The 15,420-nt window shown below is 67.9% G+C and carries 17 protein-coding genes; 8 read left to right on the top strand and 9 right to left on the bottom strand.

From position 1 onward, the window contains the following. Window positions 1–2 precede the first annotated feature (2 nt). Complete coding sequence (locus tag IEY07_RS06405; RefSeq protein WP_188894309.1) at window positions 3–920, bottom strand: NAD(P)-dependent oxidoreductase; 918 nt, start codon at window positions 918–920, stop codon at window positions 3–5. Window positions 921–1,041: 121 nt separating this feature from the next. Beyond that, window positions 1,042–1,911: an LLM class F420-dependent oxidoreductase gene (locus tag IEY07_RS06400; protein ID WP_188894308.1), complete on the bottom strand. Its 870-nt coding sequence runs from the start codon at window positions 1,909–1,911 to the stop codon at window positions 1,042–1,044. A gap of 114 nt (window positions 1,912–2,025) precedes the next feature. Between IEY07_RS06400 and IEY07_RS06395 the strand changes: the two genes are divergently transcribed. From IEY07_RS06395 to IEY07_RS06385, 3 genes are read left to right on the top strand one after another with little or no spacing between them, the layout of a single operon-like run. Further along, window positions 2,026–2,727: a sigma-70 family RNA polymerase sigma factor gene (locus IEY07_RS06395; RefSeq protein ID WP_188894307.1), complete on the top strand. Its 702-nt coding sequence runs from the start codon at window positions 2,026–2,028 to the stop codon at window positions 2,725–2,727. Further along, on the top strand, window positions 2,724–2,996 hold the full coding sequence (gene rsrA, locus IEY07_RS06390; RefSeq protein WP_188894306.1) for a mycothiol system anti-sigma-R factor: 273 nt from the start codon (window positions 2,724–2,726) through the stop codon (window positions 2,994–2,996). The genes IEY07_RS06395 and rsrA overlap by 4 nt, the downstream gene beginning before the upstream one ends. Window positions 2,997–3,027: 31 nt before the next feature. Beyond that, window positions 3,028–3,921 (top strand): aminoglycoside phosphotransferase family protein, encoded by an 894-nt coding sequence (locus IEY07_RS06385; RefSeq protein WP_188894305.1) that lies wholly within the window; start codon window positions 3,028–3,030, stop codon window positions 3,919–3,921. 67 nt (window positions 3,922–3,988) lie between these two features. Here the strand turns inward: IEY07_RS06385 and IEY07_RS24645 are convergent, their stop codons facing one another. From IEY07_RS24645 to IEY07_RS06375, 3 genes are all read right to left on the bottom strand, one after another. Next, window positions 3,989–4,063 (bottom strand): 50S ribosomal protein bL37, encoded by a 75-nt coding sequence (locus IEY07_RS24645; RefSeq protein WP_369797015.1) that lies wholly within the window; start codon window positions 4,061–4,063, stop codon window positions 3,989–3,991. A 102-nt stretch (window positions 4,064–4,165) separates the two neighbouring features. After that, window positions 4,166–5,803 (bottom strand): monocarboxylate uptake permease MctP, encoded by a 1,638-nt coding sequence (gene mctP, locus IEY07_RS06380; protein WP_308422920.1) that lies wholly within the window; start codon window positions 5,801–5,803, stop codon window positions 4,166–4,168. 2 nt (window positions 5,804–5,805) lie between these two features. Further along, on the bottom strand, window positions 5,806–6,204 hold the full coding sequence (locus tag IEY07_RS06375; RefSeq protein ID WP_188894304.1) for a DUF3311 domain-containing protein: 399 nt from the start codon (window positions 6,202–6,204) through the stop codon (window positions 5,806–5,808). A gap of 89 nt (window positions 6,205–6,293) precedes the next feature. Between IEY07_RS06375 and IEY07_RS06370 the strand changes: the two genes are divergently transcribed. Beyond that, window positions 6,294–7,757 carry a sensor histidine kinase gene (locus IEY07_RS06370; protein ID WP_188894303.1) on the top strand — a complete coding sequence of 488 codons (1,464 nt, stop codon included), beginning with the start codon at window positions 6,294–6,296 and terminating at the stop codon, window positions 7,755–7,757. Window positions 7,758–7,840: 83 nt separating this feature from the next. Here IEY07_RS06370 and IEY07_RS06365 read toward each other — a convergent pair whose 3' ends face one another. Beyond that, a complete protein-coding gene (locus IEY07_RS06365) occupies window positions 7,841–8,092 on the bottom strand; it encodes a WhiB family transcriptional regulator (protein WP_091518273.1) in 252 nt (83 codons plus the stop codon). Between the two features lie 181 nt (window positions 8,093–8,273). On the opposite strand from IEY07_RS06365, the gene IEY07_RS06360 reads away from it, so the two are divergent. Continuing rightward, entirely contained in the window at window positions 8,274–8,732 is a 459-nt protein-coding gene (locus tag IEY07_RS06360) for a hypothetical protein (RefSeq protein WP_188894302.1), read from the top strand. A 32-nt stretch (window positions 8,733–8,764) separates the two neighbouring features. On the opposite strand, the gene menC is transcribed toward IEY07_RS06360, so the two are convergent. Genes menC through galK form a run of 3 tightly spaced genes read right to left on the bottom strand, consistent with a single transcriptional unit; the run spans window position 8,765 to window position 11,862 of the window. Then, window positions 8,765–9,874, bottom strand: coding sequence for an o-succinylbenzoate synthase (gene menC / locus IEY07_RS06355; protein WP_188894301.1), 1,110 nt, complete (start codon window positions 9,872–9,874; stop codon window positions 8,765–8,767). Window positions 9,875–9,901: 27 nt separating this feature from the next. Next, a complete protein-coding gene (locus IEY07_RS06350; protein ID WP_188894300.1) occupies window positions 9,902–10,678 on the bottom strand; it encodes a GNAT family N-acetyltransferase in 777 nt (258 codons plus the stop codon). Continuing rightward, entirely contained in the window at window positions 10,675–11,862 is a 1,188-nt protein-coding gene (gene galK, locus IEY07_RS06345) for a galactokinase (protein WP_229669766.1), read from the bottom strand. Before galK ends, IEY07_RS06350 begins: the two co-directional genes overlap by 4 nt. Window positions 11,863–11,893: 31 nt before the next feature. Between galK and IEY07_RS06340 the strand changes: the two genes are divergently transcribed. The 3 genes from IEY07_RS06340 to IEY07_RS06330 all read left to right on the top strand — a co-directional run bounded on the left by IEY07_RS06340 (window position 11,894) and on the right by IEY07_RS06330 (window position 15,409). Beyond that, the gene (locus tag IEY07_RS06340) at window positions 11,894–12,886 is read left to right on the top strand and encodes a zinc-binding dehydrogenase (protein WP_188894299.1); all 993 of its coding nucleotides are present in this window, start codon (window positions 11,894–11,896) and stop codon (window positions 12,884–12,886) included. A gap of 98 nt (window positions 12,887–12,984) precedes the next feature. Continuing rightward, entirely contained in the window at window positions 12,985–14,256 is a 1,272-nt protein-coding gene (locus IEY07_RS06335; protein WP_188894298.1) for an enolase C-terminal domain-like protein, read from the top strand. 103 nt (window positions 14,257–14,359) lie between these two features. Then, complete coding sequence (locus IEY07_RS06330) at window positions 14,360–15,409, top strand: LacI family DNA-binding transcriptional regulator (RefSeq protein ID WP_188894297.1); 1,050 nt, start codon at window positions 14,360–14,362, stop codon at window positions 15,407–15,409. Window positions 15,410–15,420 lie beyond the last annotated feature (11 nt).

The raw sequence follows: 15,420 nt of genomic DNA, 5'->3' as shown, positions 1-15,420 counted from the left end.
GGTCAGTGCTGATCAGCGGGTGCTGATCCGTCGGCTTCGGTGCGGTAGAGCTCGACGACCGCGGCCGTGTCGAGATCACCGAGCCCCCCGGCTACCGCGCGTTCGGTGATCGTACGCACCAACTCGGCCATCGGCGCGGAGCGGTCGAGTTCCCGGGCGAGTTCGGATCCCAGCCGGACGTCCTTGGCGAGCAGCTTGATCGCGAACGCCGGATCGTAGCTGTGAGCGGCCATCCGCGGCGCGATATCCCGGAACAGGCCAGAGACGCTCGCGGCGCCGGAGTCGGCGATGACGGAGGTGAACCGGCCGGCGTCCAGGCCCGCCTGTTCGGCCAGCGAGACGATCTCCGCGGTGATCATGTTGATCGCCCCGAACATCAGGTTGTTCAGCAGCTTGAGAGTGGCTCCGGCACCGACATCGCCGATCCGGTGCACGGCCTTGGCGATCGTGCCGACCGCGACGTCGGTGATCATCGCGACCGCGGATTCGGCGCCGCCGCAGACCAGGGTCCAGCCGCCGCACGCAGTGGGCCGCCCGAGGATCGGCGAGTCGGCATAGTGACCGCCCCGGGCGGTGATCGACTCCGCCACGTCACGCGCGGTGCCCGGATCGATGGTGGAGAGGTCGGCGACCGTCCGGCGGGCGATGCCCGCACCAAGATCAGCGACAAGATCAGCGATCACGGCACGGACCACGTCCGGTGTCGGCAGCGACAAGAAGATCAGCTCGGCCCCCTGTGCAGCCCCGGCGGCCGAATCGTGGACCGTGACGCCGTAGCCTGCTGCCCGGTCGCGGGCAGCAGGAACCGGATCGTAGCCGTGCACCGGATACCTTGCGGCCAACGCGGCGGACGCCGGTCCGCCCATCGCCCCGAGTCCGATGACGGCAACCTTCCCGATGCGATCAGCTGTTGTCGGCACGGTCCAGTTCTACCTCAGCCGGCATCCGGAGCCCGCGGTCGGCGCCGTGGCGGCGGTTTCAGCTACCGGGCACCGGACGGCAGCGGCCCCACGCAACCGGCGGTGGTCGGTCGGCTCCGGGTCAGATCGTCTTCAGCCGCGGCAGCACGTCGGTCACCATGCCTTCGGTCCAGCCGACCGGATCCGGGGTCGGCGGCGCGATCGTCACCAGCCCGATCCCGAGGGCGGCGTACCGCTCCATGTCGGACAGGAAGGCGTCCGTTGATTCGACCGGATTGCCGTGATACATGATGCTCTTCTCGATCGCATCGTAGTCACGGACCAGCCGGGTGCAGTGCTCACGCAAGACACTGAGCTTGTGCGCCACACCGTCGACGCCGTCGGCGGTGAAGAGGTTGCAGACGTCGGCGTACTGGGCCACCATCCGCAGCGTCTTGCGTTCACCGGAGCCGCCGATCAGGATCGGGACCCGGCCGCGTACGGGCTTGGGCAGGCAGATCGTCTCGGCCAGCTGGTAGTGCTTGCCGTCGTACGGCCCATCGTCGTCGGACCACATCTGGTTGGCGATCTGCAGCGCTTCCTCGAGCCGCTCGAACCGCTCCCCGGTGCTGGGGAAGGGGACGCCGAGCCCCTGGTGCTCGCGCTCGTACCAGGCAGCGCCGATGCCCAGCAGGGCCCTGCCGCCGGACAGTACGTCCAGGGTCGTCACGGTCTTGGCCAGCAGGCCGGGGTGCCGGTAGGTGACGCCGGTGACCAGCGCGCTCAGCCGGACCCGCTCGGTCCGGCCGGCGAGGTAACCGAGCGTGCTGTAGCTCTCCAGCATCGGCTGGAACGGGCCGCCGATCGGGATCATCTGGAACCAGTGATCCATCACGGTGAGCAGCGACACGCCGCCTTGGTCGGCGGTCGTCGCCGTCTCGGCGAGGCGATCGGTCAGTTTCGATTCCCACTCCGGGTGGGTGAAATTGGCGTAGTGAACTCCGAGTTCCACGGTCAGCACGTTACGCCGGACGGCGGGAATACCAGCCCGCGGTCGGCGTTTTATCGGGTGATGGCTACTTTGACCGCTGATAGGCGACCGCAGACTTCGGTACGCTCGTACCTGATGACGATTCCTGTTGGTCCTGACAATTCCGCCGACCGTACGGTCGGGACGGACGAACACCACGAGACCGAGGCCCAGCGACGGCAGCGGTTCGAGGCTGACGCGCTCGAGTTCATCGACCAGCTCTACGCGGCGGCGATGCGGATGACCCGCAATCCCGCCGATGCCGAGGATCTGGTCCAGGAGACCTACACGAAGGCGTACTCCTCGTTCCAGCAGTTCGCGCCGGGCACCAACCTCAAGGCGTGGCTCTACCGGATCCTCACCAACACCTACATCAACAACTACCGCAAGCGGCAGCGCCAGCCCCAGCTGTCCGACGGCGCCGATGTCGAGGATTGGCAGTTGGCCCGGGCCGAGTCGCACACCTCGAGCGGGCTGAAGTCGGCCGAAATGGTCGCCCTGGAGAATCTACCGGACTCCGATGTCAAGGACGCGCTGCAGGCGTTGGCGCCGGACTTCCGGTTGGCGGTCTACCTGGCCGATGTGGAGGGGTTCGCCTACAAGGAGATCGCCGACATCATGGGAACGCCGATCGGCACCGTGATGTCGCGACTCAACCGAGGTCGCAAGCAGTTGCGCGCCCGGCTCGAGGACTATGCGCGCGACCGGGGCCTCCTGCACGATCATGATGACCGCAGCGATGATGACCGCAACGATCAGCCCACTCGTGGCAAGCACGAACAGGAGGCCCGCGCATGACCGGGCAGGGTGACGGTGTCAGTGACTGCGATCGAGCGATCTCGCAGCTCTACGCATTCCTTGACCACGAGCTGAAGGCGGCCGACGCGGACGAGATCCGTGAGCACCTGGCCGCCTGCGAGCCGTGCCTGGACACTTTCGATGCCGAGCAGGCGCTGAAGGAGCTGGTGCGGCGCGGCTGCAGCGGTGAGGTCGCCCCCGAGCACCTGCGGGCCAAGATCCACGCGGTGATCGAGACGTCGACAACCGTTGAGGTCCGCAAGTTCTGACCGCTGGTCCGGCCGCTGACATGATGGTCGGATGATCACAGTCCCGGACCCGTTCGCCGCGGCAACGATCGCGCGCGAAGGCGAGGCCGGACGGGCCTGGATCCAGCGTCTTCCTGCGCTGACCGAGAAGTACCTGGCGTTGTGGCGGTGCGATCTCGATGGTGACGTGACCAGCGGCGCCGTGGGCCTGATCATGCCGGTGCGCTCCCCACATGGGCCGGCGGTGCTCAAGATCAGCTTCACCCATCCCGGAAATGTCGACGAGCCTCGTGCATTACGGCTGTGGCAGGGCAATGGCGCAGTGCAGCTGTACGACGAGGCGCCGGAGGACTTCGCCCTGCTGCTCGAACGAGTCTCGACGCGCCAGCTCGACCTGCCGGACGACGAGGCGATCGCGATCGGCGGTGAGTTGCTGCGCCGACTCGCCGTCCCGGCCACGGACGACATGCCGACCTTGGCGGCCCAGGCTCAGGGCTGGGAGGAACAGCTTCATGATCAGGACCACCGATCCGGCCGGGTGCTGCCGCGGCACATCGTCGGTGCCGCGTTGGAGACCATTCGTGATCTTGCCCAGGACCGCACTCCAACCATGACCCACGGAGACCTGCATGCCGGCAACATCCTGGACTCCGATCGCGGCTGGGTGACCATCGATCCCAAAGGCGTGGCCGGCAATCCTGCTCACGACGCGATGACGATGATGCTCTACGGCTACCAGCGCGCACTGCAGGCACCGGACCTGCGTGCTGAATTCGACCGGCGGCTGACGATCTTCTGTGACGCCTCGGGTGCCGACCCGGACTGGGCCCGTCGGCTCACCCAGGCGCGTTTCGTCAGCGGCGCCCTCTGGGACAACCTGCTGATCCACGACGGCGCGGCTGCGGCGACCGATCCTCGCGCGGTGATTGCCGGCCTCCTGGTCTAGCGGGGACGAGAAAGGGTGGGAGATCGCGATGATCTCCCACCCTTTCGTACGTTCAGCGTGATGCGTCTCAGGCGTTGGGACGCTTGCCGTGGTTTGCGCCCTTCTTGCGACGAGCGCGGCGCTTCCGCCCGGTCTTTCCCATGTCAAATCTCCCTGAATTATCGGTCCGGCAGGCACGCCATTGTGCCACGCCGGCCGCCCCCGGAACGAATCCCGGGGGAGTCCAGTGCCCGTCCTGGCCGGGCTAGCGGATGGGTTCCGTCACGTCGGGCTGGACCAGTCCGGGAGTGTCGGCATCCACGAAGTAGTCCGACTGCCGGGTGATGTCGGACCCGTTCGACACCTTGGCCGCCCGGAGGATCAACGTCAAGACCACAGCCACGATCAGGTTCAGCACGAAGGCCGTGAAGCCGATGTAGGCGGTGGTCCCGAAGATCGGCATCGCTGCCAGCGAACTGCCGAAATGCTTCACCGTGCAGGCGGTGCAATAGCCGTACGCCACGATCGTCCCGTAGACCATGCCGACCGCCCAGCCGGCCAGCAGCGCCCACTTGTGGAACCACCGGGTGAAGAGCCCGAAGATCAGCGCGGGCAGCGTCTGCAGGATCCACAGACCACCCAGCAGCTGGAAGTTGATCGCATTCTGCTTGTCCAGGAACAGCACGAACAACAGTGCGCCGACCTTGGTCAACAGCGAGACGATCTTGGACACCCGGGCCTCGTGGCCGGCCGTGGCATCCGGCTTGAAGAAGGCCCGATAGATGTTGCGGGTGAACAGGTTGGCCGCAGCGATGGACATGATCGCCGCCGGCACCAGGGCGCCGATCGCGATCGCGCCGAACGCCACCCCGGCGAACCAGCTCGGAAAATGATCTTCGAAGAGCTGCGGGATGACCAGCTGCGGATTGGGCTTGCCGTCCAGCCCGATCGGCTTGGTGCCGGCCTTGATCGCCACGAAACCCAGCAGCGCGAGCAGGCCGAGCATCAGTGAGTAGGCGGGCAGGATCGCCGCATTGCGCCGACCTGTCCAGCGGTCCTTCGAGCTCAGCGCGGCGGTGACGCTGTGCGGATACATGAATAGCGCCATCGCCGAACCGAGCGCCAGGGTGGTGTACGCCCAGGCCTGGGATGCGCCGGGGATGAAGACCCCGGTCGGCTTGCTCGGATCGGTCGCGCTGGGCGCGTCCATCTTGGCCCTGGCCGCATCGAAGATCCCGTTCCAGCCGCCCAGATGGTGCGGCAGATAGATGATCGCGACGATGATCACGATGTAGATCAGGCCGTCCTTGACGACCGCGATCATGGCCGGCGCCCGCAGCCCCGACGAGTAGGTGTATGCCGCCAGCACGGCGAAGGCGATCAACAGCGGCAGGTCGCGGGCGATCACGCTCGAGCCGCCGAGTCCGGCGACCTCCAGCACCGCCTGGATGCCGACCAGCTGCAGGGCGATGTACGGCATGGTGGCCAGGATTCCGGTGACCGCGATCGCCAGGCTCAGCCACTTGCTCCCGTACCGACCCTGGACGATGTCGGCCGGCGTCACGTAGCCGTGCCGATGGGCGACCGACCACATCCGGCCCAGGAAGAAGAAGATCACCGGATACAAGACGATCGTGTAGGGGACCGCGAAGAACCCCGACACCGCACCGGTGGCGAACATCGCTGCCGGCACCGCGATGAAGGTGTAGGCGGTGTAAAGATCACCGCCGAGCAGGAACCAGGTCACCCAGGTGCCGAAGGACTTGCCGCCCAGCCCCCACTCGTGGAGCGAGTCCAGACCGGCCTCGCCGCGCCGCCACCGGGCGGCCCGGAAGCCCATGAAGGCGACGATCACGAACAGCGCCGCCAGGATGATCAATTCGACCCAGTTGACGTCGTGCACGACTACTCCGCCTTCCGCTGGTCCGCTGCCGCGGTATCGGCAGGATTGTCGGCAAGCACGTCGCTGGACGCATCACCAGGCGGCGGTGCCGTCGGCGGTGTCAGCGTCGTGGGATGTCCGGCCTGGTGGGCCCGTGCCTCCCGGCGGAGCAGGACATAACACAGGTAGCATGCGCCCGCCGCCAGGAACACCCAGATGAACTGGTACCAGTAGAAGAACGGGAAGCCGAACAACCGCGGACTGTCCCGCGAGTAGGTCCAGGTGAGCAGCGGCAGCACGATCGCCGCGACCAGGATGATCGTGACCACGATCTTGGTCGGCGTCACCCGCCACCGCGGATCGTCCTCGCCGCGATACACCGATTGCGGGCGATCAGGTTCAGGCTCCTCGTCGATGGCCATGAGGACACAACTATCATGCGTTTGCCACCGAACGCAGGTATTTGGTGCCGGAGTCAGCCAAGCAATCGAGGCAGGAAGGCGAGGTCGGAATGCCGTCGATGTCGGAGGTGATCGCCGAGCACACCTCATTGTCCCGAGAGGACGAGCAGTGGCTCGGCCTGCTGGTCGAGGAATGGCAGCTGATGGCCGATCTGGCCTTCTCCGATCTGGTGCTCTGGGTTCCCGAACCTGATGCGAATGTCTTCTGGGCCGCCGCCCAGGTGCGGCCGACGACCGGACCGACCGCGTTGGTCGACGACGTCGTGGGCGACCTGATCGCGTACTCACCCGAGCATCTGGTCGCCGAGGCGTTCCTGAGCGGCCGGATCACCCAGACCAGCCAGGGCAAACTGCAGGCCGGTATCCCGGTCGACGTACACGCCATCCCGGTCGGTCGCGACGGTCGCACGATCGCGGTCGTCGAGCAGCACACCAACCAGCTGGCGATCCGAACGGCGGGTGCTCTGGAGCAGACCTATCGAGAGTCGGCATCCGAGCTGGCCGAGATGGTGACCGCCGGTGACTTCCCGACCGGCGGCCGGGGCACGATGGTCGGCCTGCGGGTCGGCGACGGTTTCATCCGCACCGACCCGGACGGCGACGTCACTTACGCGTCCCCGAACGCGCTCAGCGCCTACCGCAGGCTCGGCCTGAGCGGCGACCTGATCGACCGCAACCTCGCTGCCCTGACCGCCGACCTGGTGCCGCCGTCGGCCGAACCGGTCGAGGACTCGCTGACCTCGGCGCTTTCCGGCCGGTCTGCACGTGAGGTGGAGGTGGAGGCCGGCACCGCGCATGTGCTGATGCGGCTGGTGCCGCTGCATCCGCACAACACCCGGACCGGCGCGGTGATCCTGTGCCGCGACGTCACTGACATCCGCCGCAAAGAGCGTGAGCTGCTCAGCAAGGAGGCGACGATCCGGGAGATCCATCACCGGGTCAAGAACAACCTGCAGACGGTGGCTGCGCTACTCCGGATGCAGGCCCGCCGGATCGATGTTCCCGAGGCCAAGCAGGCGCTCAACGAGGCGATGTCGCGGGTGGCGTCGATCGCGATCGTGCACGAGACCCTGTCGCAGGCCTTCGACGAGCTGGTCGAATTCGACAAGGTCGCCGACCTGATCCTCAAGATGGTCGGCGATGTCTCCTCGGCCGACGGCAATGTCCGCGCCCATCGCAAGGGCAGCTTCGGGGTGGTCTCGTCCAGTGTCGCGGCCAACCTGTCGCTGGTGATGACCGAGATCTGCCAGAACGCCGTCGAACACAGCCTGTCCAACGGCTCGGGCGAGGTGGTGGTCCAGCCGACCCTGTCCAACGGGCGATTGCGGATGGAGGTCGTCGCCGACGGTCACGGTCTGCCGGAGGGCTTCTCGATCATCGATTCCAAGCGCAAGAGCCTCGGCTTGTCGATCGTCACCGGGCTGGTGACCGAGCTCGGCGGCACCTTCGAGCTCACCGACCGTACGGATGCGCCGGGGACCCGTGCCGTGGTCGAGATCCCCAACGAGCGCTAGACACGCTTAGCGGTCTGTATCCGGGCACGACAAAAGCGCCGGGACAATCGTCCCGGCGCTTACGTCAGCTAGATGTTCGTGGGTCAGGCGGTGCGGATGCGGGAGCGAGCAGCCCTGCGCTTGAGAGCGCGGCGCTCGTCCTCACTCATTCCACCCCAGACTCCGTGATCCTGACCGGCCTCCAGTGCCCACTGCAGGCAGGCATCCCGGACGTCGCAACGCCTGCACACCTGCTTGGCCTCTTCGATCTGCAGAAGGGCCGGGCCGGTGTTGCCGATCGGGAAGAAAAGTTCCGGATCTTCGTCCAGACAGGCAGCCTTGTGGCGCCAATCCATGCCGTTTTCACTCCTTACTTGTACGTGTCAGTGCCGCCTCGGGGCAGCATCGATTGCACCGTACGGCTTACGGCCTCCAACACTGTCAAGTATTTGACGATCACACAAGGGTTACCAACGTTGGCTGCCTCACATTGGGCCACGTCAGGACGTTGTTAGCCCTGCGACCTAAGGTGTCGGTGTGAACGCAGCTGCACGACCCGGATCCGGTCCGTCACACCCGGCCGCCACCCCGGCCGCACGTCAAGCGCGACCCGCCCTGCTGGTCGCAGCCGGGGTGCTGTGGTTGGAGGCGCTCGGCGTGGTCGTCTTCGGCGTCCTCGTCCTGATCTCGGCGGCCCGGACCTCGTCCGGCGTGGGCTTCGGCGTTGCCGGACTGCTGATCGCCTGGGGCGTCGCGTTGGGCCTGGTCGGCCGCGGCGTTGTCCTCGTACGGCCGTGGTCCCGCGGTCCGGCGGTGGCGCTCCAGCTGCTGCAGTTGCCGATCGCGTACGGCTTCCGGCACGGCTTCGCGGGACTGGCGATCGCGCTGTTCGTGACCGCGGCGGTCGTCCTGGTCGCGGTCTTCCTGCCGGCTTCGACGGTCGCCTTCACCTCCGGGCGCCGCCTGCCGGGCAGCGGTCCCGCGGGCCAGGACTGACCCATTGCGGCGTCGACAAGCTCAGAGGTCATCTAGAGTTCGACGGTCTCGGTGGTGATCTCCTTGATCAGCGCGGTGTCGATCGTGTGGCCGAGTCCGGGCCCGGTCGGCACCTGGACGACGCCCTTGTCGGCGACCACCTCCGGCACGATGATGTCGCGCTCGTAGTACTTGGCCGAGGCGGACACGTCGGACGGCAGGCTGAATCCCGGCAGCGACGAGATCGCGACGTTGGCGGCCCGGCCGATGCCGAATTCATGCATCCCGCCGCACCAGACCGGGATGCCGTGCTCGCCGGCCAGGTCGTGGGCGGCCAGCGCCGGGGTCAAACCACCCATCCGGGACACCTTGATGTTGAGGATCCTGATCGCCGACAGCTCGATCGCGGTGCGCAGGTCGTCGGTGGTCTCGACACTCTCGTCCAGACAGATCGGGGTCGAGATCCTGGCCTGCAGCCTGGCGTGGGCCAGCAGGTTCCGCGGCGCGAACGGCTGCTCGATCATGGTCAGGCCGAAGTCGTCCAGCGCGGTCAGTGCGGCCAGATGGTCCTCGCTCTCGCTGTAGGCGCCGTTGGCGTCCACGTGCAGGTCCAGATCGCCGAATTCGGCCCGGACCGCCTTGACCGGCTCGACGTCCCAGCCGGGTGCGATCTTGAGCTTGACCCGGGGATACCCGGCAGCGGTCTGCAGCCGGACTTGCTCCAGCAGGTCCTCGATCGTCGGCTCGATGCCCAGTGAGACCCCGGCGACCACCTCGGTCCGGGTGCCGCCGAGCGCTTGTGCCAGCGGGATGCCCTGGGCCGTCGACCACAAGGCCCAGACAGCGGTGTCGATGCCGGACTTGGCGAATTCGTTGCCGCGGATCTTCGACCACAGCTTCGCGGCCTCGGCCGGATGCTCCCAGGACTTGCCGAGCAGCGCGGGCAGGATGAAGTCCGTGACCACCTGCCAGCAGCTGTCGGTGGTCTCGGCGCAGTAGAACGGCCCGCTGGGCGAGGCGATCTCACCCCAGCCGACCGTGCCGTCGGCGTCCTGCACCTCGACCAGGAGGTGCTCCAGATAGCTCTTCTGATGCGAGCTGGTGCGGAATTCGTGGACCAGCGACTGCCGCGCCCGATGGATCCGCGCTGTGACTACCTGCACGAGCCTGCCTCTTTCGCTAGTTCGGCTTCAGGACATCGCCGCTTGAGGATGTCGCTTGAGGATGTAGAACGCCGTGGTTGCGACCGCATGGCACGATACGGCCTGATATCCGGCCCCGAAGAGGGCGGTCAGCCGTTCGCGTACGACGGTGGCCAGCAGGGTCGCGCGCTCCGGATCGGCGCGGCGCAGGCCGGCGATGTCGGAGGGCACCGCCAGCAGCACCCGGCCCGGCTCGGTCAGCTGGTCGCCCCAGTCGGCGTCGGCGGGGAGGTCCTCCCGCTGTGCCCGGGCACCCTGATCGCGCAGGAGGTCCCATTCGACGACGATCCGGTCCGTGTCCGGCTCGCCGTAGAGCTCGGGTTTGAAGCTGATCCCGACCGCACCGAGCACGTCCAGGTTGAAGTGCGCGTTGCGGGTCACCAGCGGGTCGTACGCCCATCGCATCCTGGTCTCGCCCCAGGCCAGGGCGACATCCCGCTGGGCGAGTTTGAGCCGCCGCCCCAGGCCCTTGCTCTGCAGGCCGGCCGCCACCACGGCCGCCTGGGAGTAGTGGAAGGTGCGGTCGCCGTCGGTGCCCAGGAACCCGTACGCGAAGCCGACCAGTCGGTCGCCCGGATCGAGGGCGCCGACCACCGAGCCGCCGTTGACCGCCATCGCCGCGAGCAGCCGTGGATTCACGCCGTACGCCGGGTCCTGGTAGCCGAAGACGGCGCGATACAGCGCGGCCGCCTGCTGGCGCTGCTCCGCCGTCTCCAGGCTGATGACTCGGTAGTCGGATCCGCCGACCTCCGTGCCGGCGGTCATGCGGCCAGTCGCCGGGCGCCGTCGGACGGCACGCCGAGGAAGTGCGCGGGAGCACCGAATCCGGCGTCGGCGAATGCCGTTGCGACCGCGGCAGCAACGCTGTCCGCGGTGCCGGCCGGGACCAGGGCGATGATGCAGCCGCCGAAACCTCCGCCGGTCATCCGGGCGCCGAGCGCACCGGCCCGGCGGGCGGTCTCGACCGCCAGGTCGACGGTCGGCACGGTGATCTCGAAGTCGTCGCGCATCGAGGCGTGGGATGCGTCCAACAGCGGCGCCACTGCCGCGAACCGCTCGGCGGGCGTGCGGGAGCCGTCCGACAGGACGGTACGAGCCAGGAGCACCCGCTCGTTCTCCGTCACCACGTGCCGGACCCTCCTGCGCATGGTGTCGTCGGTCAGCTTCTGCAGCGCGGCGTCCAGATCGTCGACATCGCGGAGCGCCGGGACTCCGAGGATCCCGGCGGCCTCCTCGCAGCTGCGCCGCCGCGCGGCGTACTCACCGTCGACATGGGCGTGTGGGGTCCGGGTGTCCAGCACCAGCAACTCCAGCCCCGCCGCGGCGAGCTCCAGCGGCACCTGCTCGTGGGCGTAGTCCCGGCAGTCGAAGAAGAGCGCATGATCACCGGTGCACAGCGTGGAGGCGGCCTGGTCCATCAGGCCGGTCGGGGCGCCGACGAACTCGTTCTCGCAGCGCCGGGCCAGGATCGCCCGGTCCAGCGGCTCGATCTCCAGGCCGTACAGGTCGATCAGCGCGGTCAGCACCGCACATTCCAGTGCAGCTGAGGATGACAGCCCGGCGCCGACCGGGACCGTCGAGCTGATCATCAGTTCTGCGCCGCCGACGGCGTGCCCGGCCTCCCGCAGCGCCCAGACGATCCCGGCGACGTACGCCTGCCAGCCCGCCATTCCGGGGACCAGCTCGTCCGGGCCGAAGCTGACCGTCTCCCCGTCGCCGATGGTGCTGGAGTGCACCGTCCAGTGTTCGTCGGCAGTCGGTGAGGCGGCCACGAGGGTCTGCTCGGCGAGGGCGAACGGCATCACGAAACCGTCGTTGTAGTCGGTGTGCTCACCGATCAGGTTGACCCTGCCGGGCGCTGCCCAGACGCCGGCCGGCAGGCGGCCGAAGAGTTGGGTGCTCCGGTCCCGGAGCAACTGTTGCTGATGCTGATCCACGTGCTGATCCACGGCGCCATCCTTCCATCCCTAGAGTGGAGTCATGCTCGCCGCCTACGCCGCCCGGATCGATCCGCAGCATCCGCTGGACGCCCTCGAGGTCGGCGAGATAGACGTCGCGGCCACCCCCGGTGGAGCCCAAACATCCGATGATTGGGTGGAGGTTCAGGTACGGGCTGCCGCGCTGAACCACCACGATCTGTTCTCTTTGAGAGGGGTCGGGCTGTCGGCCGCGTCGCTGCCTATGGTTCTGGGATGTGATGCGGCCGGGATCGCGCCGGACGGCTCGGAAGTGATCGTGCACGGCGTGATCAACGATCCGGGCTTCGCCGGGCCGGACAGTACCTTCGATCCCCGCCGGTCGCTGCTGTCGGAGCGCTGTCCCGGCACCCTGGCGGAGCGGGTCCGGGTGCCGCGAACCAATCTGGTCGCCAAGCCGGCTGAGCTGACCTTCTCCGAGGCGGCCTGCCTGCCGACCGCGTGGCTGACGGCTTACCGGATGCTGTTCGTGCAGTCCGGCCTGCGGCCCGGGCAGACGGTGCTGATCCAGGGCGCCGGCGGCGGAGTCGCGACCGCGCTGGTGCTACTGGCCCGCCACGCAGGCTTGCGGGTCTGGGTCACGTCCCGCTCTGAGGAGCGGGGTGAGCGGGCGGCGTCGTTGGGTGCGCATGCCTGGTTCCCCAGCGGGTCACGGCTGCCGGAACGCGTCGATGCGGTGATGGAGTCGGTCGGCGCGGCGACCTGGTCGCACTCGATCAATGCGCTGCGCCCCGGTGGGGCGGTGGTGATCTGCGGCACCACCACGGGTGCCGAGCCGGAACGCGCCGAACTCACCAAGATCTTCTTCAAGCCGCTGCGGGTGATCGGCTCGACGATGGGCACCCGGGACGAGTTGGCCGACCTGGTCGGGCTGCTGGTCGCGACCGGGCTGCGCCCGGTGATCGATTCGACGACGCCGCTGGCCGAGGTCGGGCAGGCGTTCGAGCGGCTTGAGTCGGGCAGCGGATTCGGCAAGCTGGTGGTCAGCGTCGGCTGAATGGCCGCGGATCCGACCGTAGAGCGGTCATTCTGATTGACACGGCCCAAAGATCCGATGTTTACTGCCCACATCGCATCATCACCAGGCCGGAGACCATGACCCGCATCCAGTCCGTACGGACCTTCGACGTCCGTTTCCCCACTCACGAGACGCTGGCGGGCTCGGACGCGATGAATCCCGACCCCGACTATTCTGCCGCCTATCTCCGCCTGGACACCGAGATCGGATCCGGGCACGGATTCACCTTCACCATCGGGCGCGGCAACGACATCCAGGTCGCGGCGATCGAGGCGGTCGCCCGGCTGATCGCCGACGCCGACGTCGACGGGCTGCTGGCCGACATGGGCGACACCTGGCGGCGTCTGGTCCACGACTCGCAGTTGCGGTGGCTCGGTCCGGAAAAGGGTGTCGTGCACATGGCGATCGGTGCGGTGGTCAATGCGCTCTGGGACCTGCGGGCCAAGCGGGCCGGCCAGCCGCTGTGGCTGCACCTGGCCGGACTCAGTCCGGACGAGCTGGTCTCGCTGGTCGACTTCCGCTATCTCACCGACGCGCTGACCCCGGACGAGGCGCTGGACATCCTCAAGACTGCTGAGCCGACCCGGTCCGAGCGGATCGCGGCGCTGCAGGCCGAGGGCTATCCCGGCTACACCACCGGCCCGGGCTGGCTCGGCTACAGCGACGAGTTGCTCGACAGGCTTTGCCGGGAGGCCGTGCAGGACGGCTTCCAGCAGGTCAAGCTCAAGGTCGGCGCCGACCTCGACAGCGACAAGCGCCGGCTGAAGATCGCCCGCGCCGCGGTCGGCGACGACATCAGGATCGCCGTCGATGCCAACCAGCGCTGGGATGTCGGCACGGCGATCGACTGGATCCGGGCACTGGAGCCGTACGACCTTGCCTGGGTCGAGGAGCCGACCAGCCCCGACGACATCCTCGGCCATGCGACGATCGCTCGGGCGGTCGCGCCGATCAAGGTCGCGACCGGCGAACATGCCGCCAACCGGGTGATCTTCAAGCAGCTGCTGCAGGCCGAGGCCCTGGGCGTCGTCCAGATCGACGCCACCCGGGTCGCCGGGGTGAACGAGAACATCGCGATTCTCTTGCTGGCTTCGAAATTCGGAGTCCCGGTCGCCCCGCACGGCGGCGGCGTCGGGCTCTGTCAGGCGGTCCGGCACCTGGCCTTCTTCGACTACGCCGCGGTCTCCCGGCAACTCGACGGCCGGATGATCGAATACGTCGATCATCTGCACGAGAATTTCGTCGAGCCGCTGGAATTCAGACGCGGCCGCTACGTCGCGCCGCACACACCCGGTGCGAGCACCGAGATGCGCGCCGAATCCCTGGAGCGGTACCGCTTCCACGGCTGACCGACGGAGGTGACGGCCGCCGACGGGCGGTCCGGCGTCGACTGCGCAACTGCTTTCCCGCGCAGGTGTGCACCCCGGAGCAGGCCGCCTATGATGCGACTCCATGAACGAGAAGCCGGTTCGCCTGAGCGACGTGGCGACTCTGGCTGGGGTCTCCGTGTCGACCGCCTCCAAGGTGCTGAACGGCCGGGGCCGGGTGTCCGCGGAGACCCGGCGGCGCATCGAGGAGGTCGCCGAGAGACTCGATTTCCGGCCGAACGCACTGGCCCGCTTCTTCGCGACCGGCAAGAGCCAGACGATCGGCGTCGTCACCAGTGATGCACCGAGCGTATTCGCGCTGCCGGTCCTTCTGGGTGCGCAGTCGGCGCTGGGCAAGAGCGAGATGGCGACGCTGCTCTACAGCGTGCGCTACGACCTGCGCGGCCTCGGCGACGTCGTTCGCAGGCTCCGTGCCCGTCAGGTGGATGGCGTGATCGTCGTCGGCGACAGCCTCGAGTCGCCGTTGCATTCGATCTCCCACGACGTTCCGGTCCCGGTGGTCTACGCACTCGGTGTGTCGGAGGATCCTCGCGACATCTCGGTCACACCGGACGGTCGGATGGTCGGCAATCTCGCGGTGCAGCACCTTCTGGACATCGGCCGCCCCAGGGTGGTGCACGTCGCCGGCCCGGCGACCGATCTCGCCACCCAGGACCGGGTCCGGGGAATGTTGGCGACGCTGCAGGGCGCCGGTCTGGAACTGGTCGGGGACGTGCAGTACGGCGACTGGTCGCGCGGGTGGGGTGCCCGCGCCGCGTCGCGATTGCTCGATCAGGGGACGGTTTTCGACGCGATGTTCTGCGGCAACGACCAGATCGCCACCGGTGCGCTGCTCGCGCTGCGTGCGGCCGGGGTGCGGGTGCCCGACGATGTCGCCATCGTCGGTGTCGACAACCTCGCCAGTCTGGTGCGCCAACCGGACGGACTCATCACGACGGTCGACACCAACATGGCCGCCCTCGGGGAGGTTGCGGCCGGCTGTCTGCTGGACGCGGGCAGCAGCACGATCGAGCCGGGTGTCCATTACCAGCGGTGCTCCCTGGTCCTCGGCGAGTCGACGACCGGGGCCCGGCCTGGTGCGCCGACCGACGAAGAGCGCTACCTCCCGATCTAGGTCGGCGGTCT

The sequence above is a fragment of the Microlunatus endophyticus genome, from assembly GCF_014646195.1.
Classification (GTDB): Bacteria; Actinomycetota; Actinomycetes; order Propionibacteriales; family Propionibacteriaceae; genus Microlunatus; species Microlunatus endophyticus.
Note: the sequence above shows the minus strand (reverse complement) of the source record. Positions and strands in the feature narration are given on the sequence as shown.

What these genes read in the sequence shown, in the direction of transcription:
- IEY07_RS06340 (WP_188894299.1), top strand. Translation starts at nt 11,894, where the DNA reads ATGCTCGCCGCCTACGCCGCCCGGATCGATCCGCAGCATCCGCTGGAC.
- IEY07_RS06395 (WP_188894307.1), top strand. Translation starts at nt 2,026, where the DNA reads ATGACGATTCCTGTTGGTCCTGACAATTCCGCCGACCGTACGGTCGGG.
- IEY07_RS06335 (WP_188894298.1), top strand. Translation starts at nt 12,985, where the DNA reads ATGACCCGCATCCAGTCCGTACGGACCTTCGACGTCCGTTTCCCCACT.
- IEY07_RS06370 (WP_188894303.1), top strand. Translation starts at nt 6,294, where the DNA reads ATGCCGTCGATGTCGGAGGTGATCGCCGAGCACACCTCATTGTCCCGA.
- IEY07_RS06365 (WP_091518273.1), bottom strand. Translation starts at nt 8,092, where the DNA reads ATGGATTGGCGCCACAAGGCTGCCTGTCTGGACGAAGATCCGGAACTT.
- rsrA (WP_188894306.1), top strand. Translation starts at nt 2,724, where the DNA reads ATGACCGGGCAGGGTGACGGTGTCAGTGACTGCGATCGAGCGATCTCG.
- IEY07_RS06375 (WP_188894304.1), bottom strand. Translation starts at nt 6,204, where the DNA reads ATGGCCATCGACGAGGAGCCTGAACCTGATCGCCCGCAATCGGTGTAT.
- IEY07_RS06350 (WP_188894300.1), bottom strand. Translation starts at nt 10,678, where the DNA reads ATGACCGCCGGCACGGAGGTCGGCGGATCCGACTACCGAGTCATCAGC.
- IEY07_RS06330 (WP_188894297.1), top strand. Translation starts at nt 14,360, where the DNA reads ATGAACGAGAAGCCGGTTCGCCTGAGCGACGTGGCGACTCTGGCTGGG.
- IEY07_RS06385 (WP_188894305.1), top strand. Translation starts at nt 3,028, where the DNA reads ATGATCACAGTCCCGGACCCGTTCGCCGCGGCAACGATCGCGCGCGAA.